The organism is Cloacibacillus evryensis DSM 19522 (assembly GCF_000585335.1).
Lineage (GTDB): Bacteria > Synergistota > Synergistia > Synergistales > Synergistaceae > Cloacibacillus > Cloacibacillus evryensis.
The window spans coordinates 638774-657500 of the sequence record NZ_KK073872.1 but is presented as its reverse complement, the minus strand read 5'-3'; the positions used below and the strand labels follow the sequence as shown (position 1 = coordinate 657500).

Annotated in this window: 14 protein-coding genes and 1 riboswitch (1 of these 15 only partly in view); of the genes, 6 read left to right on the top strand and 8 right to left on the bottom strand. The window is 55.2% G+C overall.

Annotated features, from left to right (window positions below):
• On the top strand, positions 1–406 hold the 3' portion of the coding sequence (locus CLOEV_RS02845) for a GNAT family N-acetyltransferase (protein WP_008709698.1). It extends 44 nt beyond the left edge of the window; the window shows 406 of its 450 coding nt (coding positions 45–450); its start codon lies off the left edge, out of view; its stop codon occupies positions 404–406.
• A 147-nt stretch (positions 407–553) separates the two neighbouring features.
• Here the strand turns inward: CLOEV_RS02845 and CLOEV_RS02840 are convergent, their stop codons facing one another.
• Positions 554–1483, bottom strand: coding sequence for a LysR family transcriptional regulator (locus CLOEV_RS02840; protein WP_051484842.1), 930 nt, complete (start codon positions 1481–1483; stop codon positions 554–556).
• A gap of 155 nt (positions 1484–1638) precedes the next feature.
• Here CLOEV_RS02840 and CLOEV_RS02835 point away from each other — a divergent pair, with 155 nt between their 5' ends.
• Positions 1639–1890, top strand: a complete 252-nt coding sequence (locus CLOEV_RS02835) for a hypothetical protein (RefSeq protein WP_008709696.1) — start codon at positions 1639–1641, stop codon at positions 1888–1890.
• A gap of 73 nt (positions 1891–1963) precedes the next feature.
• Positions 1964–2863: a DMT family transporter gene (locus CLOEV_RS02830; protein WP_169732184.1), complete on the top strand. Its 900-nt coding sequence runs from the start codon at positions 1964–1966 to the stop codon at positions 2861–2863.
• A 120-nt stretch (positions 2864–2983) separates the two neighbouring features.
• Here the strand turns inward: CLOEV_RS02830 and CLOEV_RS02825 are convergent, their stop codons facing one another.
• On the bottom strand, positions 2984–3328 hold the full coding sequence (locus CLOEV_RS02825; RefSeq protein ID WP_008709694.1) for a DMT family protein: 345 nt from the start codon (positions 3326–3328) through the stop codon (positions 2984–2986).
• A gap of 372 nt (positions 3329–3700) precedes the next feature.
• Here CLOEV_RS02825 and cfa point away from each other — a divergent pair, with 372 nt between their 5' ends.
• Entirely contained in the window at positions 3701–4816 is a 1116-nt protein-coding gene (cfa, locus tag CLOEV_RS02820; protein ID WP_034441820.1) for a cyclopropane fatty acyl phospholipid synthase, read from the top strand.
• A 50-nt stretch (positions 4817–4866) separates the two neighbouring features.
• Positions 4867–4970: riboswitch (NiCo riboswitch) on the top strand.
• A 62-nt stretch (positions 4971–5032) separates the two neighbouring features.
• On the top strand, positions 5033–7534 hold the full coding sequence (locus CLOEV_RS02815; RefSeq protein WP_034441819.1) for a cation-translocating P-type ATPase: 2502 nt from the start codon (positions 5033–5035) through the stop codon (positions 7532–7534).
• Here CLOEV_RS02815 and CLOEV_RS02810 read toward each other — a convergent pair.
• The 4 genes from CLOEV_RS02810 to CLOEV_RS02795 all read right to left on the bottom strand — a co-directional run bounded on the left by CLOEV_RS02810 (position 7529) and on the right by CLOEV_RS02795 (position 12077).
• Entirely contained in the window at positions 7529–8290 is a 762-nt protein-coding gene (locus CLOEV_RS02810) for a FadR/GntR family transcriptional regulator (RefSeq protein ID WP_008709691.1), read from the bottom strand. The genes CLOEV_RS02815 and CLOEV_RS02810 overlap by 6 nt on opposite strands.
• 115 nt (positions 8291–8405) lie before the next feature.
• On the bottom strand, positions 8406–9482 hold the full coding sequence (gene mnmA, locus CLOEV_RS02805; protein WP_218915501.1) for a tRNA 2-thiouridine(34) synthase MnmA: 1077 nt from the start codon (positions 9480–9482) through the stop codon (positions 8406–8408).
• Positions 9483–10070, bottom strand: a complete 588-nt coding sequence (locus CLOEV_RS02800; protein WP_008709674.1) for a hydrolase — start codon at positions 10068–10070, stop codon at positions 9483–9485.
• An 81-nt stretch (positions 10071–10151) separates the two neighbouring features.
• Positions 10152–12077 (bottom strand): sensor domain-containing diguanylate cyclase, encoded by a 1926-nt coding sequence (locus CLOEV_RS02795; RefSeq protein ID WP_034441817.1) that lies wholly within the window; start codon positions 12075–12077, stop codon positions 10152–10154.
• A 301-nt stretch (positions 12078–12378) separates the two neighbouring features.
• Between CLOEV_RS02795 and CLOEV_RS02790 the strand changes: the two genes are divergently transcribed.
• Positions 12379–13269 (top strand): DMT family transporter, encoded by an 891-nt coding sequence (locus tag CLOEV_RS02790; RefSeq protein ID WP_034441816.1) that lies wholly within the window; start codon positions 12379–12381, stop codon positions 13267–13269.
• A 63-nt stretch (positions 13270–13332) separates the two neighbouring features.
• Here the strand turns inward: CLOEV_RS02790 and CLOEV_RS02785 are convergent, their stop codons facing one another.
• Positions 13333–15612, bottom strand: coding sequence for a S8 family serine peptidase (locus tag CLOEV_RS02785; RefSeq protein ID WP_034441814.1), 2280 nt, complete (start codon positions 15610–15612; stop codon positions 13333–13335).
• A gap of 121 nt (positions 15613–15733) precedes the next feature.
• Complete coding sequence (locus tag CLOEV_RS02780; RefSeq protein WP_034441812.1) at positions 15734–18649, bottom strand: ATP-binding protein; 2916 nt, start codon at positions 18647–18649, stop codon at positions 15734–15736.
• Positions 18650–18727 lie beyond the last annotated feature (78 nt).

Here is an 18727-nt window from a genome sequence, read left to right as displayed (position 1 = left end):
ACTTTATGACATTCTAGTGCAGCGGTGCGATATCTTTGTCGTTGAGCAGCGCTGCCCATATCCCGACGTTGACGGCGCGGACCGCCAGGCATGGCAGCTCATCGGTCACGACGAAGAGGGACGTCTCGCGGCCTCGATGCGCATACTCAAACCCGGCGCAACTTATGACACTCTCGCGATGGGACGCGTCGCCGTCGCGCGGGAATGTCGCGGACACGGCTATGCGCGCGAAATGATGGAGCGGGCCATTGACTTCGCGACGGGCGTTCTCGGCGAAAATACGATAAAGATCGGCGCTCAAGATTATCTGACCGGCTTTTACGAATCACTGGGCTTCAGGCGCATCTCCGAGGTCTATCTTGAAGACGGAATTCCCCATGTGGATATGATCTATCAAAAATATTGATAAGGCTGGAGGGGGGGGGTGTCATGTTAAGGGCATTTCTCTCCGGAGTCTCCGGAAATGCGGGGCGCACCATCACCAGGACGTACGATCGCAGGCAAGGATGGCGTTCAGCTTGCGGGAAGATATTCTAAGAGGGCCGCCATGCCTTTAAAGACGGATGTTCTCCTTCGCGATCCGGATAAATTCCCTCGCGGCGAAGGATAGATATCTTTCTTTCGGACAGCAGAAGCCCATAGAGTATGCAGCCGCGGGCGTATTTAGCGGTATTATATGAAAAGCGTCCGGAAAGTTGATGAAGCCTGAATAGTCTATGAACATCTTTGGATAGAATGTGACGCCGATGCCGCGGACGGCCATTTCCAGCAGCGTCTCTATGTTCTCCGACTCTACGATTATGTCAGGTATAAAACCGGCCCTACCGATCAGTTCGTCCGCGACCGCGCGCATCAAATCACCTCTGTGCGGGAGCATGAAGGGCAGCTTTTCGAGCGGACCTATGTCGGCAGTCCGCTCGATTTCTTTCGCTACGGCATCTTTCTCCGCGCCGAAGTATTTTTCAAGCAATGCGTCGGAGACCATAAGCACAGCTTTTTCCTGGTAAAAGAACTCGCTCCTGACGTTCGCGCCGATGACGGGCAGCTTGCATATAAGCAGTTCAAGTTTGCCCTCCGACAGAGATTTTTGCATTTCGTCGTTTCTTCCTTCCGTGATTTTTATGTCCACCTTCGGGAAGGCCCTCTGAAAGTGAGGAAGTATCCTCGGAAGCAGTATCCTCCCCCGCGTATGGGCGATGCCGATGGAGAGGGCGCCTCTGCGCTCGTCTTTTATATCGTTCATCTCATGTATCATTGAGCTGTATTCATCCAGAAACCTTTGGGCGTATTTCTTGAAGAGCAAACCGCCCTGCGTCAGCGTCACGGGAACGCTGCGTATAAACAGTTCAGCATCCAGTTCTCTTTCCAAAGCCGCGATGTGCGTGCTCAACGCCTGTTGTGAGATATTCAGGTTGTTTGCCGCTTTTGTAAAATTCAGCGTTTCCGCGGCCTCAATAAAATATCTCATATTCAGTAGGTTCAACACCATCACTCCAATATTATTATTGATATAAATAATTATATCAACAATAAAAATATTGTGATACTTACAAAAAAGATTCTGTTGGACAAAAATATATACAGATATCATAATCAGATCATCACAAAATAACCTGAATTTACTGAGGAGGAATTACAATGACGGCAAGAACGATGAGATATGAACAGAAACCTTTTGGCACGATCAAGATAAAAACGCTGGCTGTTTTCCTGCTGCCCTCAGCGTTGCTGCTTTCCTTTATCGTGGAACCGAAACTGTTATACGCGTCATTTGCACTGGCGGCGACATTTGCCTATGGCGCCCTATTGAATATTTTTGTATTTAGGAGAGGCGCTGAAACATACCGTATGTTAAACATAGTCCTTGAAAAAATATTCAACGTTATGTAGACTGTAGCGTAGTATTTCATACGATTCCAAATTTACATATATTTAGGATGTCAGGGGAGAAATGTTTTCCGATATGAAAAAAGAGAGCTTTTTACAAGTCTACATCCTCGCGACGCTCACGGTAGTTTTTTGGGGCGCCAGCTTCGCGGGGGCAAAGGTCGCTCTGGAGCAGGCGGACCCCCTGCTGGTGATGTTCCTGCGCTTCGTGCTCTCGCTGGCGATGCTGCTTCCCACCGCCTGGTATTGCGGCGAACTTGCGCTGCCGACGCCCCGTCAGGCCCTGGTGTTGGCTTTTATGGGTTTTATGGGCTTTTTCTTTCATATCGGCATCCAGACGGTGGCGATGCGCAGCTCCGGCAGCGCGACGGCTAATTGGCAGATGGCGGCGGCGCCGGCGATGACAGCGCTGCTCGCCAGCTTCTTCTTAAAAGAACGGCTCCCGCGCGTTGGGATATTGGGGATAATTCTCGCCTTCCTTGGCGTGACGGTCGTTCTTGGGCTCGGTACAAAGGGCGCGCGCGGGGCATCTTCATACAATTTCGGTGATTTCCTGATATCGCTCTCCGTTATCAACTGGGCCGCCTTCATGGTACTTACACGCTGGCTGTTTAAGGAGAACCGGTATCCGCCTGTATTCACGATATTCTGGGAGATTTTTTTCGCGGTGCTGATGTGCCTGCCGGCTCTCGCACTGACCGGCACGGATATTTCGGTATCGGCCGGTTTCAGCCGGCGCACCTGGGAGGCGCTCGCTTTCCTCGGCTTTTTATGTTCCGGGCTCGCCTATGTCTTTTGGTATTACGCGGCGGCGAATATCCCCGTCGCCAAGCTGATGGTATTCCAATTTTTACAGCCTTTGGTGGGAGTCGTCGTCGCCTATTTCGTCATCGGAGAACGCTTCACGCCTTGGCTGTTTCTCGGCGGCGCAATGATCGTATCCGGCGTATGGACGGTAAACAGACGTCACAGCTGACCATAAGAACAATGGGACTACCAGCCGATTCGCACGAAATCAAAGATTTCGGCTCTCTGGCCGTAATCAGCGGACGATACGTCAGGTTTTATATGACGAAGCGAATTAATCAGCGTTTCCCTAGTTCCCGCGAAAAATGAAGAATACCGCCCCCACCATACAAAACGAAGCCCAGAGATAATTGAGCGAAAGCTTTTCCTTCATCACAAAGAATGAAAAACCTGCGAAGATGGCCATCGTAATGACCTCCTGCATGATTTTGAGCTGAGGCAGCGAATAGACGGCGTGCCCGATGCGGTTCGCCGGCACCTGAAAGCAGTATTCAAAAAAGGCGACGCCCCAACTGACGAGGATCGCCACGATCAGCGGCTTCGCGCCGACATATTTAAGATGGCCGTACCAAGCGTAGGTCATAAAGATGTTGGAGACAAAGAGAAGGATCAACGGGGCCGTATATCTTAGCATTACACTTTCCTCTTTTCGATAAATCAAGATATTACCGAAGAGGTAGTATATAACTAAAAAATGATTCCGTGCAATAGGTACGAAGCCGCCTCGGGGCAAACGCATGAAAGTCAGCCCTCCCACGCCTGTGCTGCCCGATGTTTTAGGCGGCGGCTCTGTCCGGGCTTTAAATGATGCGCTTGGCGTATGCTCCGGCCTTTGTTTTTGTTCACTTTTTTCCATATTTTCCGCAATTTTTTCTTTGCCGCTTCTCTTTTTACAGATGACTGTCAGGACTATAATATATTTAAATATTACATATTTAGCGCGCCTCTTTCGCGCATTGCGGGAAACCCCGGGGTAAAAATATCATATCGACAGAGGTGATTTTATATGCTTCCTTTATCTATTCAACAAAAATTGGCCGTCTGCGGCATTGAGATAAACGGGCCGCATGAATGGGACCCCCAGGTCAATAATGAAGAATTCTACAGCCGCGTTATCGCCGAGAAAAACCTCGGCCTTGGCGAAGCATATATGGACGGCTGGTGGAACTGTAAACGCCTGGACGAGCTTCTCTGCCGGATCATAAAATGCGGCGTCGAGTACGACATCAAGGGAAGTCTGCGTTACGCGCTGCTGCTGCTGCCGATGAAGCTGATAAACATGCAGTCGCGTTCCCGCAGCCACAGGGCGGCGGAGGAACACTATGACATCGGCAACGACTTTTTCTTCTCATTCCTCGACCCTCTGCGCCAGTACAGCTGCGCCTACTTCAAGGATACCGCGGACCTGGACGCGGCCCAGGTCAACAAGCTGGAACTGATCGCAGGGAAGCTCGAACTGAAGGAGGGAGACCGCCTCCTGGATATAGGCTGCGGGTGGGGCGGCCTGTCGAAATACATGGCCTCCCGTTACGGCTGCCGTGTGACCGCCGTCAATATATCGCGGGAGCAGCTGGCCTTCGCGCGGGAGGACTGCAAGGGGCTGCCGGTCGAGTTCATCGAATGCGACTACCGGGATATCAGCGGCGAGTATGACAAGGTCGTATCGGTAGGGATGTTTGAACATGTCGGCAGCAAAAATTTCCGTTCTTATATGAACGTCGTACACCGCGTCCTGCGAAAAAACGGCATCTTTCTGCTGCACACGATCGGAGGCAATACCTCAGGCATAAATTGTGACCGGTGGCTCAACAAATACATCTTCCCCCACGGCTCGCTACCCTCGGCGGCACAGATAGCGTCGGCAGCGGAGGGGCTTTTTGTAATAGAAGACCTTCATAATCTCGGCGCCCATTACGACAAGACCCTGATGAGCTGGTATCGTAATTTCACGAAATCGTGGCCGGCCTTTGCCGAAAGATACGGCGAACGTTTCCAGCGCATGTGGAGCTACTACCTGCTCTCCTGCGCCGGTGCCTTCCGCTCCCGCGCCATCCAGCTTTTTCAGGTGCTGATGACGAGATCGTGCGACGCAAGGGAACAGCCGTCCGCCACGCTGCGGTAAAAGATAAAAGGACAGTTGACAAGCCGACCCTATTCTTTTAGAATGTCCCTCAATTAAACATGGAGCAGGCGATGACTCAACTTTGAGCGTGGGGCTGGGCCGGGACAACAACCCGGCAGCGGGCGATGAAATTTATGCGGCTCGCGGGACCGTTAAAAACGATTCCGCGGGCCGTATTTTTGTACAGCGGCATCAGCGAGACAGGGAGTGTTTGCAGTGGCGGAGATAACTGAAAGATACTGTGGATTGAGCGCCGCCGAAGTCGAAGAACGGCGCGGGCGATATGGCAGGAACGTGATCGCGGAGGAGGAGGGGAAAAACCCTCTTAAAAAGGTGCTCAAGTTTTTCTCGGAGCCTGTCTTTTTATTGCTCATCGGCGCGGCCTGCCTCTACTTTTTCCTGGGAGAGCCTCGCGACGGCGCCGTTATGCTCATCTTCGTGGCATTCATGGGCGCGATAAATATCTATCAGGAATGGAAGACGGACCGGACGCTGGAAGCGCTGAAATCTCTTTCATCTCCTAAGGTGACGGCGGTGCGCGGGGGCGAGGTCGTCACAGTCCCATCCGAAGACCTCGTTCCGGGCGACATTATCATTCTCTCGGAGGGAGAGCGGATCTCCGCTGACGGCGACGTGCTTGAAAACGACGGCTTCGGCGCTGACGAGTCGACGCTCACCGGCGAGTCGGAGATCGTCTGGAAGGTCTGCGCTCCCCAAGGAAAGGCCGGACGCGGCTGGCGCACCGACCGCTGCTATGCCGGAACAAACGCCGTGGCCGGACGCGCCGTCGTTTGCGTTACCGAGACCGGGGCACACACCGAATACGGAAAGATCGGAGCAGATGTCGCCCTGGCCCCCGACCGCCCGACTCCGCTTGAAAAACAGACACGCCGCCTCGTGCGCGATTGCTCCGTCTTCAGCCTTCTGATGCTGATATTCGTCGTCGCGGCCACATATTACAGGGGCGGCGGCATCATCGAGGCAGCGCTCTCGGGCGTCACGATCGCGATGGCGACGATTCCCGAGGAGTTCCCCGTCGTGCTCACGGTCTTTCTGGCGCTGGGCGCCTGGAGGCTCGCAAAACGCAACTCACTGATCCGGCGCATCCCCTCCGTGGAGACGCTCGGCGCGGTTACAGTGCTTTGCGTAGACAAGACGGGAACGCTGACAGAAAATCGTATGTCATTGAAAAGGTTCACGCCGCTCTGCGGCACGCCGGTGCAAAAGCTGACTGAGGTGGCGGTGCTGGCCTCCGAGACTAACCCCTACGACCCGATGGAGCGCGCGATCATAGACGAAGCCGCGAAAAACGGCATCGACGTCAAACGGCTTCAGGGACAGCGACTTCTTCATGAATATCCCTTTTCTTCGGAATCGCGCATGATGTGCCATATATGGGCTTACAGGGGAAAGGTATTGGCGGCGGCGAAGGGCTCCCCCGAAAACATTCTCAAACTGTGTTCCCTCACTCCGGGCGAGCGCGAACGGGCGGAGAGCGAACAGAGAAGGCTCGCGGAAGAGGGCTGCCGCGTACTGGCCGTGGCCTACAACGACGACATGAAGGATATCCCGGAAGAGATGGAAGAATGTTCCCTGAACCTCGCCGGGCTCGCCGCCTTTATAGACCCCCCGCGCGAAAACGTCGCGGAATCGATAAGGGCCTGCGGCGGCGCGGGCGTGCGCGTCGTGATGATAACGGGGGACAACAGCGTGACCGCGCACCGGATAGCGCACGAGGTCGGCCTCGGCTGCGGGGAAAAAGAACATGTTATGATAAGCGGCGAAGAGCTGGAAAAGATGGATGACGAAGAGCTGGCGGAAAAGCTGGGCGACGTGACGATCTTCTCGCGCATACTGCCGCGTGAAAAGATGCAGATAGTCAGGGCGCTGCGCTCGCGCGGCGAAGTGGTGGCAATGACGGGCGACGGCGTAAACGACGCCCCCGCTCTCAAATACGCGGATATAGGCATCGCGATGGGCGGCCGCGGCACCGAGGTGGCGCGCGAAGCGGCAGACATGGTGCTGCTTGACGACGATTTTTCGACTATCGTGAGCACAATCCGCGACGGGCGGCGCATCTACGACAACATCAGAAAGGCGATGGAATATATCCTCGTTATACACATCCCCATCGCGCTTTCGGCGCTGGCCGCGCCGCTGCTGGCCCTTCCCGTGCTGCTCGCACCGATCCACGTCGTTCTGCTTGAGCTGATAATCGACCCGACCTGTTCGATAATCTTCGAGCGCCAACCGGAAGAGAGGGACATCATGGAGCGGCGTCCCCGCCCCGTAGGCTCGCCGATCATCACCAAGGGATTGCTGGGCAAGGCGGTCGCGCAGGGACTTGCGATCTTCGCGGCGGCTTTCGGCTCCTACTACCTGACACTGCGCAACGGCGACGCGGAGCACGCGCGGACCTTCTTCCTGACAGTCCTCGTGCTCGCTAACCTGTTCCTCGTCTATGTGAACCGCTCCGATAAAGATTTCGCTTTCGCGAAGGGTAACGCGGCGATCGACAAAATCGCCTGGCTCGTCAACATCAGCGTGCTGTTCTGCCTCATCGTGATGTCGACGCTGCCGCAGGCCGCCGCCGCGACCAAGCTACAGCCGCTTTCGCTCGCCGATTTCATCACGGCGCTGCTTACGGCCGCCGCGGCCACCTTCTGGTGGGAGGGCGTCAAGTGGTTCAGGAGGATGGAAGGTCAGAGGCAGCTATAAGAGGCGCGCCTGTCCGATCAGCTTTTGTCCAAAAAGATCGGAGGCCGGTACGATCTGCCCCAATTCCACCATTGCGTTGATGGAGTGCCGAAGATGCTCCTCCGCGCATAGCTCGGCTCCGGCGGAATCACGCGCCTCTATACGCTCAAAAAGCTTCAGATGGTCCTGATAGACAGAGCGGCGGCCGCCCTCCTTCTCAGGAGAGGTCCTGATCCTCATAAGCGAGAGGCTGTGCTCGGCGACCGCGTGTATTCCCTCGTAAAGGCGCGAAAGATAGGCATTCTCGGCCGATTCCACAATGACCGTGTGAAAGGCGGTATTCCAGATCAAACTCTGCTGTGCCGCCTCCTCTCCGCCCTCCTCCACAAGCTCGCGGAGGTTGCGAAGGCATTCGCGCATCTTTGTGAGATCCTTTTCGTCACGCCGGACGGCGGCGATCGCCGTCGCCGGCGGTTCGACGATCTGGCGCACCTCCATCACCCGGGAAAGCATGTCGGCCGGCCAGCCGCGAACCTTGTGGAGCATCATCTTCGCTTCGTTCTCTTCGGTTGAGGACAAATATATTCCCTGCCGGTCGCGAATATCGAGCACTCCCATCGCCTCAAGGGCGATAAGCCCCTCGCGGACGACGGGGCGCGTCTCCCCGACCACCTCGGCCAGCCGCCTCTCCGGCAGCAGCTTGTCCTGCGAGACGACTTCGCCGCTGTTTATCTTCTCCAATAATTTTTCTATTACTTGCCTTCTCTTATCATTCATAAAAATACCACCCCAAGGAAATCATACCTCTTTAGGAATATTCTGTCTCCTTTGCAAATGCGGACGCCGCTCCGCAAATCACACGCCCATGCCCCGTACCGACGCGGCGGTGTGGTCATTCTATCGTGCCGCCGCCTACGACGGCGTCGCCGTCGTACATGACTACGGCCTGGCCGGGGGTCACGGCGCGCTGCGGCTCGTCGAATTCAATACGCAGGCGGTCGTCGCCTGTCTGTTCGGCGGTCGCCCACTGTTCGCGCTGCTTGTAGCGGACCTTCGCCCTTATACGCAGCGGCGCGGTCAGCCTGTCGCAGGCGATAAGGTTTATCCCTGTGGCGGTGAGGCTTTTGGAGAAGAGTTCGCTCTCTTTTCCGAGGACGACGGTGTTGCGCGCCGCGCATTTCGCGCAGACGTAGAGCGGTTCGCGCAGAGAGAGGCCGAGTCCGCGGCGTTGACCGATCGTGTAACGCACGAAGCCTCTGTGTTCTCCGAGCGCGCGTCCCTCTTTATCGACGAATTGCCCGGCGAGGTTCGGTTCGCCGGTATATCTCTCGATGAAGGAGGCGTAATCGCCGTCAGGGACGAAACAGATATCCTGGCTCTCGCGCTTCTTCGCGTTGATAAAGCCGTTGGCTTCCGCGACGGCCCGCACCTCGGCCTTCGTCATCCCGCCGAGCGGCAGCAGCGTGTGCGCGAGCTGTTCCTGTGTCAGCGAGTAAAGGACATAGCTCTGGTCTTTGCTTTCGTCCGCGCCCTTTTTCAGCCCCCAGCGCCGCGCGGCCCCGTCGTAGCAGATAACGGCGTAATGTCCGGTAACGATATGGCCGATATCGAGCTCCCGCGCGCGCAGGAAGAACTTTTCAAACTTCAGGAAACGGTTGCAGTCGATGCATGGATTGGGCGTCTCACCGTTTTTATAGGCGGTGATAAAGCGCTCTATCACTTCGCGGCGAAAATTATCGGAAAAGTTGAAGACGAAAAAAGGTATGCCCAGACGGTTCGCGACGCTGCGCGCGTCTTCCACATCGTCAAGCGAGCAACAGCGGCTCTCGCCCTCGATGCCGATATCTTCGTTGGAAAATAGTTTCATCGTCGCGCCGGTACAGTCAAAGCCGGCCTCCTTCGTTAAAAAGGCGGCGACGGAGCTGTCGACTCCGCCGCTCATCGCGATCAGCGCTTTGTTGTTTTCCAACTACTTCAATTTCTCCAGGTTGGCGGTCACTTCGGCTTCGCAGGAGCGCATCGCCTCGAGCGTCTTTTCAAGCAGCGTGTCAAGCTCCCAGCCCAGCATCTCCGCGCCCTGCGCGATCACCTCGCGCGAGCAGCCGGCGGCGAATTTTTTATCTTTGTATTTTTTCTTGAGGCTTTTGAGCTCCATGTCGGAGACGCTTTTTGAGGGACGCATCAGCGCCGCGGCCCAGATGAGCCCCGTCAGTTCGTCGGCGGCGAAGAGTGTTTTTTCCATCAAATGTTCCGGCTTGATGTCCGTGCAGAGGCCGTAGCCGTGGCTGCATATCGATTTGATCATCGCCTCGTCCGCGCCGATCTCGCGCAGCAGTTCCGGCGCCTTTTTGCAGTGCTCGTCAGGGAAGCATTCAAAGTCCACGTCGTGAAGCAGCCCGATAGTCGCCCAGTAGTCGGCTTCGTCGGCAAAGCCGAGATCGTTTGCGTACCATCTCATAACGCCCTCCACAGTCAGCGCGTGCAGCAGATGGAACTCCTCTTTGTTGTATTTTTTAAGCAGCCCCGCGGCCGCTTCTCTTGTAACGCCGTCACTCATAAAAATATCCCTCCATCGGTATTTCATTGGGCATAATTATAAGTTCTCCCGCGCTTCCGCGCAAACCGCCGGCCCTCGTTTCTAGGCGCTCGCGCCGTTTTTGTCCTCGTACAGGGCGCAGCCGCCTTTTCCGTCAGCTTTCACTTTATATAGAGCTTCGTCCGCTTCGCGATATAGGAGCTGGAAGCCCTTCGCGCCGTCCATGGCTACGGATACACCGATGCTGACGGAAACGTACGACTCGAGCTTGTGGAGCTCTTTTATACGCTTCGCGTGTTCGCAGAAGGCGCTGGCCTTTGCAGCCGCCGTCTCCGGTGAGCGGACGTCCTTAAGCAGCACGATGAACTCGTCCCCGCCAAGTCTTCCGACGATGTCAGAGTCACGGAAGAAATGGAGCATATCGCCGGCAAGCGCCGTGAGGACGCGGTCTCCCTCGATATGCCCGAAGCGGTCGTTTATCTCCTTGAAATTATCGATGTCGATGATAAAAAAGGCGTGGATGCCGCTGGCTCCTTCTCCGTCAAGAAAGCTTTCCATGCGTTCGACGGCGGCTTTGCGGTTGAGCATCCCCGTCAGCGCGTCGCTGTCCGCCATTGTGCGCAGCTGCTGCAGGCTGCGCTTTTCTTCGTCTATATTTGTAAGGCGGCAGATAACGCGCTGGAGTTTTCCGTAGGAATCAAAGAGCTTTGCAAATTCGACGCGTATCCAGAAAAACTCTCCCGCGGGGTTTTTCGCGCGAAAATCAAGGGCATGCTGCCTATCGCCGCAGTCGATGTCAGTCATATACCTCCGTACCATCTCGCGGTCTTCTTCAAAGACCTGTGAAAGAAAATGCTCATCCAATTCATGAGAGGTGAAAAAGCGCGGCTTGTAGCCGAATTTTTCTTCAAAATTCTTGTTATACCTTACCGTATCGTTGGCGATATCGACGACGACGAGCACCGCGTCGGAGAGGTTGGCCGCGATGCGGTAAAGCTCCTCGCTCTGTCGCAGCCGTTCCTCCTCCATCATCAGTTCGCAGTTTTTCTTTGCGTTGAGTTTATAGATATAGACGATAAAAAGCGCGGAACAGAGGACGACCATGCCGATGATCATATAAGCGAGGTGCAGTATCCGGTTTTTCTGTCCATCCACCACGGCGGCGTCAATGACGTTGAAAAGATACCATCCGTTGACGCCCAAAGGCTGATAGACGGCATAGCGCCTGTTGCCGCGGAAAGAATACCCGAATATGCCGCCATGTTCCGATTTAAAATTTTTCATAAAGCCTTCAAAGGTGTCTATACGGTCCAGCCTGCTGTTCCTCAGCAGCTCCAGAAAATTATCCATGTGTTTTGTGCCGGAGAGCATCTCGTTGTCGAGAAGAAAGTTGCGGTTGTCCGTGCCGATGACGACGCGCCCGTCTTCGTCGACGATGAAGCTGTAGCTGCTGACGTCAAAGACGTCTATCTTCGCGATCGACTTGAAGCGGGAGAAGTCATAACTGCCGAAGAGGACGCCGTCCACACTGTTGCCGTTTATTATCGGCACGGAGATGATAAACCTGGGTTTTTTCGCTACGAGCCCGGAATCCACCTTTTCGACGACTGTCTGGTAAAGCATGCTCTTTTGAAAATAATCCCTGCCGCTGACGTCGACGCGGTCGCCGGTGGAAAGATAGCCCCTGCCGTCCCTGCCGAAGACGCCCACGTTGAGGAAGTTGGAGGAATACTTCATCATTTCCAGGCGCGGTATGATCTCTTTCAGGTCGCCGACTTTGCTGATCTCAACGCTGATGTTGTCGGCAAGCGTCGTCAGCATCCGGATCTGCCCCTCTATCGAGACATTGAAGAGCATGACCTGCTGCTCGGTCGAGTCCACAAGCGTAGAGAAGGTGTTTTCCTCCGTCAGCCGCGTTATCGCGGCGCTGAAGACAAGCAGGCTCACAAAGGCGGCCAGCGCGATGAAACACGGCACTAAAAGTATCCCGTAAATATTTTTTACCACATATCTTTTTTCTTCCGGCATATCGCCCCTCCTTCAAAGCAGAGCCCTTATGATGCGGAAGCAGGAAAAGGCGCCGCCCACGCCTATATCAAACAGATCTATGCCGTTCGGACGTTTTGCCTGCTAACGATATTCGCTATCACATATGCTTTTGATATTTCTCCGATTATAACTCTTTTAATCATCGGATGTAAATGTTCTGAAAGCACAAAGGATCAAAGTAAATACAAAAAAAGTTTTTCGATTTCGCATAACCGCTATCCGCGACGATGATATACAATATACCATACTTAAAGATCAGCTCTAAGAAAGAGGGCTCGCGATGCAGGCAAAAAGAAAAAAAATGCTGATAGGAGACCTCGCCGTTCTCTTGGTAGCCTTGATCTGGGGCGCTACAAATGTCGTCATCCGCGACGCGCTGGGAGACATAACCCCCTTCTGGTTCTGCGCGCTGCGCTTCATCATCGCCTGGACCGCCGTCATGCTCATCTTCGGCAAGAGGGCGATGTCGATGGACCTCCGCGCGAAAGCCGCCGGGACATTCACCGGCATGGTATTTATCTGCGCCTACCTCGCGGGAGCCGTGGGGCTGCTCTACACGACCGCTGGCAACCAATCCTTTATCATCTCCATGTCCGTCGTCTTCGTACCGCTTTCTGTCTGGCTATTCACAAGAAAGTTTCCCGGCTGGCACGTCGCCGCGGCCGTAGTTCTATGCACGGCCGGCATGGCGGGACTTGTACTTGACGGCGACCTTTCGGTCAATGTCGGAGACCTGCTCTCCGCCGGCGCGATGCTCTTCGTGACCGCCTACATCCTGCTCGTGCAGAAATTCGTCACCGGCTCGGACCCCTGCGGGCTTGCCTGCTGGCAGGCGTTCGGAGGCATGATCCTCGCTTGTGCCGCGGCATTCCTCTTTGAACCGATACCGGCGCGCCTCAGCGGCGCGGCATGGGCGGCTGTGATCTACGCGGGGACCATCGGCTTCGCGCTGACGCTCGTCCTCCAAACGGCCGCGCAAAAATACACCGCCTCGACTCATGTCGCGATACTCCTTTCGACCTCCGGCATCTTCGGCAGCGCCATCGGCGTCATCTTTATCGGCGAACCGATGACATGGCGCATCTTCATCGCCTCGGCACTGATATTGGCGGGAGTCATGGCGGTCGAGGCCATACCGGCGCTGAAAAAGCGTGCCCCGACCCGGCAATAATACAAAAAAACAGATAAGAAGCGCCAGCGTTTTTGCGCCGGGCTTCTTGTTAAAATTGCCTTTTTATTTAGCTAAAGACTCTTTTTTCCTGCGAAGGACGATCGGAACAGCAAATATCAGCACCGCGAGCAGAGACGCGGCTCCCCCCGCGGCGGCGCATCCTCCGCTCCCTCCGCTTCCGCTATTTTCTTTTTTTAAGACCGCGATCGCCGTCGGGTCCACGATACGCCCCGCGTTCCCGTCGAGGTCGAAGGTTCCGTTATCCTTGATGAAGAGTACGATCGTATATTTCGCCGCGTCGTCAAAGCTGCCGTTAAAGGCGTTTCCATCTTCGTCGAGTATCGTATAACGGCCGTCGGCGTATTCGCTCTCGTTCGCCGCCCATTTATATTCAAGCCGCGTGCCGTCCGGCTTTATTTTGAAAACGGCGAGATCCGCGCGCGTGCCTCCGGCGGCGAGATCAGAGCCGTCAAGCTCGAAGGCCGCCGCGCACAGCCGCCCCTCGGTCATTTCGCCGTCCGCGAGCGTGAAGACGGGAAGGAGCGATATCTCTTCTATCTCCCTGCCGCCGAGCCCTTCTAAAGCGTTATCGACGATGTCAAAATCAAGATAAAGCCCTTCGTCAGTGGTGACGAGCTGCCCATCCGTGAATATTCCCGCGACTTGAGAGATCTCCTCCGGCAGCTCGGCGAGAAGCGGCAGGATGTCGCCCGAGGTCTCGATGTCCGGCGATACCGGCGTCACCGGCGTGCCGCCGAAGCCCTTTTCCCACGCGCCGTTCAGGTCGAGCGCGCCGTAAGCAGAATAACCCTCTTTCGCTATAGAGCCGTCAGCCCCTTCAAGCAGCATCGCCTTCACTTCCCGGGCGCTCTTTGACGGGTCGAGGGAGAAGAGCAGCGCCGCCGCGCCCGCGACGCACGGCGAGGCCATCGAGGTGCCGCTTATTGACGTATAGCCGGATTCGTTAAATATGTCGCCGAGCAATTTGCCGGTGCGGCAGGTCGAGAGGATTTCGGTGCCGGGGGCGAAGATGTCCACCCATTTGCCGCTCACGCTGTAGTTTGTGTACGAGCCGTCCGGCGACAGCGCGCCGTTTTCCTCTTTTTTAAGCGCGCCCACGGAAATCGTATTCTCATACTTGAAACAGGCCGGATAGAAACGTCTGCCTTTCGTTAACCAGCTTTTCTTTGGCGCGTCGAGGTCTTCGCCGTCATTGCCGGCGGCCAGAGCAAGCAACATGCCGTTGTCGCTCATTTCCTTTATTTTAAGGTCATAGGCGCTGCCTTCCATTTCCTTCGGGAGGCCCCACATACCGAACGACATGTTTACCACGCGGATATTCGCGCCGGCTCTTTTCGCGGCGAGAACGAAGTCAATGCCTCGTATGAGGTCCGACGTCTCCGCCATATCGCCTAGTATGCTGTAAGAGAAGACGTTCACCGGCAGTATCTTCACATTCCAGTTCATCCCAGCGATACCGGTTTCGTTGTTTCCCGCCGCGCCGATGATGCCCGCAACGTGCGTGCCGTGTCCCGTGATGTCGCCGATGCGGCTCATCGTTTCACGAGTGCCGCCGTCGATATCGCCGATCTCTCCGGGGATCGTCGGAGACGGCCCTATCGGTATGGCCGGATAGGACTTCGATGGGATTCCCAGATGGACTTCGCTGTGATACCACGCGCCGTGGCTGCCGGCAAAGTCGCCGCTGATGACGCCGCTTTCCGCGCTCATCTTATCCGCAAGCTCCCTGCTGATGACGAACATGTCGTCCTTGAGGTCAGGGTGGTCATAGATGACGCCGGAATCGATGACGGCGACCACCGTCTCCGCCGTTCCCGTGCCGTGGCGCCACACTTCGGGAGCCTTTGCCGCCGCCGGTCCCCACTGGCGCGCCCACAGCGGGTCGTTTGGGGTTTTCAGCGCCTGGCGGCGCATGAGATAGTTGGGCATCGCGCTGATGACGTCGGGATCTTTCGTTAAACGCGCGATGAAATCTTCCGTGCTTTCGCCATAGGCGGCGCGCAGGTGCGCCACGATGAGAGTCCCGCCGGAGGCGGAACTCGCGCGTGACGTGGCCGCCCCCGAAACGCTCTCTTCAATGGGGCTGAAGAGCTGTATCACGCTGCCGCCGGATTTCGACGCGGAGACGGCCGCGCGCGCCTTCATGCTTTCTCTCGCGGCGGCCGATTTAGCGCCGGAGAGGGAGGACGAGGTCCCCTTCATCACGACGATCGCTTCGCCCTCGACATATTCGGGCTGCTGCGCGGCCCGCGCGCCGCAGGAAAACACCGCAATCGCCAGAAACGCCGCCAGAGCGGCGGCAAAAAAAGGTTTGTTCTTCATAATCGCGCTCCCTTCATAGATAAATGTTCTCTTATCTAACTATACATGCGTCCGAAAATTAAATCCACCCTACAGCCGAGGGCGGTCACAATCAACATCCGATCTTTCAAACATTCCCCCTTCAGCCCGTTGGCGGCAGTTCCAACTCTGCAAGCTCGCGCTCCAGACCGATAGTGATAAAATTTTCCGCGGCCCTCTCTCGGTAGTATTCATAGCTCTCCGGCAGGACAGAGTCAATGACTGCCGCGGCTTCGCCGTCCGCTGCGGCGTTTTTTTTCAGCAGCGCGCATATTTTGTATAGGTAGGCGTATTCGTAGGGATTTTTTATGAGGCGGCTGCATTCAAAGCCCTCGGCAAGGTATTTTGCCGACAGCCTGTAGTTCTTCTCGAAGGAATAGATAAAAGCGAGATACGCTTTGACTATCGTCGTCGAAAGGGCGGAATAAATCTGCTCGCGCAGGATCTCAAATTTGAGGAAGTATTCCTTCGCCTCCTTCAGCCTGCCTGTTTTTACCAACGCCTGCCCCAGGTTCATGTAAAAAAGCGGCAGACCGTTGGTAATGTTGGCCGAAAGGCACAGTTCGATCGCCTTGCGGTAGAGAGGGATACACCTTTCATACTCTCCGGCGTATTTATATTCGTAGGCAAGGTAGTTAAAGACACAGGCACGGATGGAGATCACGTTTTCGTTGAGCGGCGCGGAACAAAGCAGCGAGAGGCTTTTCAGCAGCATACTCTTCGCGTTTTTATAACGGCGGCAGTTTATCTCCGCCAGCGCGTATGATTTGAGGATGTCGGCGCGCTCGACGTCGTCGGGGATCTTTTTGAGTATACGCAGCGCCTCGACCGCGTTTTCCTTTATCATCGTGTAGTCCCGCGTCTGGATGCCGTAATAGATAAGCTGTTTTCTCGCTTTCAGCAGGCGGCGCGTGTCGGTGTCGAATTCAAGCAGTTTTTCGATATATTCCAGGCCGCGGCCATAGTCGCAGGCCTTGATCGCAAAGCTCGCCTTGAGCAGAGTAAATTCATATTGCAAATCAACGGGCACGGGCTGGCGTGAAAATTCGTCTTCCAGCTCATCAATGAAGCTCTGCGTAAAACTGGTGAGAAATTCAGGAAAATCGTTGTCGATCGAAACAATGCTGGCAGCCTTCATAAGTTTGTAATGAAGGTACTTCGTCGTCTGCCCCGCATTGCCGTAATGGTAGATTATATTATCGATATGATCTTTGAGGCAACCGTTTTTCTCGCCATAGGCCGCCAGGTACTCCGCTATTTTCATGTGGATGGTCTTGCGCTTGATCAGCGGCTGGCTCTGATAGATATAGCTTCGGAACTGCTCGTGGGCGAAGAGCAGCGTCAGCCGTCCGTCCTTGATCTCTTCCTTCAGAAAGCCGTTGCGCACGAGGGGCTCGTAGAGTTCGAGCGCCTTGATGTAGTCCACTCCCACGATCGACGCAACCGCTTCTGGCATGATGCCGCTGAAAAATGTGGAGGAAATGTAGAGGACGGCCTGCTCGTGGTCGGAGAGGGTTTTCAGCCTGTTTTCGAGCAGATAAAAGAATTTATAGCTTTTGACGTTTTTGTTTTCCTTGAGGTTGTTGATTATCTCAAAGAGATAGAGCGGGTTGCCGCCGCTTTCACGGTAGATCGAATCCACAAGCTCCGCGCCAGGTTCTTTAAGGCTGCGGGCGGCGATAGACTCCACTTCGCCGCGTTCGAAGTTCCGCAGTTCAATGATGTCGATATTTTGCAGTACGCTTTTATCGAAGGTTTTTATATATTCTCCAAGCCAGCTTTCGTGACAGCTGAAGATGAAAAGCACACGGCGGCAATATTTATAAACCGCGACGCGCTGGATGAAGTCAAGGCTACGTCTGTCACAGAAACGAATGTCGTCGATCACGACCACAAACTTGCCGCGCGCCGCGAGGTAGCCGAACAGCTCGGAAAAGAGGTCTTCCAGCTCAAAGAGCGGGAGGGATGCCTTATCGATGCGCGGCGCCTCCCCTTGCGCGCCGCCGTTGAACATGAAGGGGAAAAAGTAGAGCATGATGCGGCGGTAACTCTCGGGAAGGGCCGCCGTGCCGATCTTCAGCGCTTTAAGCATTTTTCCTGTCAGCAGCGAAAGGATGCGGTATTCTATCTTTGCCTCCGCCTCATAGCATACCAGCGAGATGACCGTCGTTCCGGCGACATCGTTGTTTCTTAGGTAATGGTTCAGCAGGCAGGTCTTGCCGCTGCCGATGCCGCCGGCTATGATCAGGTTTGCGTAAGGCTCGCCGGCGCTGAAATTACGGTGCGCGCCGTCGATTTTTTTAAGTTCCTCCCGCCGCCCGTAAAAATACGGTTCAGTGTTCCCGCGGGCGGCTTTTTTCTGCATCAGCGCCGTGCGGTAGAGGTTCTGCAATTCCTTGCGCGGTTCCACCATCAAATCGGAGATCAACCTTTTTTCGAAATCGCGGTAGAGCAGGATGAGGTCGTCAAGGCGTTTTTCCGTGAAGCACCGCTCCATGACCGCAAGCACGACTTCCTCGTCGTACGGATCCATCTTTGAGAGCGCGGCGATGCGCCCCAGAGCCTGCTGCCCCGTTAGTTTACCTTTAGCGAGTTCGTCGAGGAAGACGCCCTTGGCTGAATTATAGAGGCGCATACTTTGCCTCTTGTTATATTCTTCGGCGAATGAATTGAAATCCGGGCAATCCTTAAGGTAGAAGCCCTCCATAAATTCTCCGCCGAGCGGCTCCGTCAGCAACTCGAGCTCGACGCCGTCGGAAAACTCAAGTACGCCGCGGTCTTTTTTGAAGACGTCGCGGCCGAAGATCTTCGTTATATAGTAGATGGAATTGCGGAGGTTCTTATTGGCGCCGAGCTGGTCCAATTCAGGCCAGAATATAAGTTCGAGGGCAGATTTGGAGACCTGGCCGACGAGCGCGACATAGTAAAAGATCGCTTCCGCCTTCTTCGTGGGAAATACGACCCTCTTGCCGTCTTTCAGCACTGAGGGCGCGCCAGACAAGTTGAGAGAAATTTTCATTTTGTACCTCCGCGATACATCCTCTGTGACATATTTATGACATTAATAAATATAATCATGCCATGGAGAAGGTTTTAG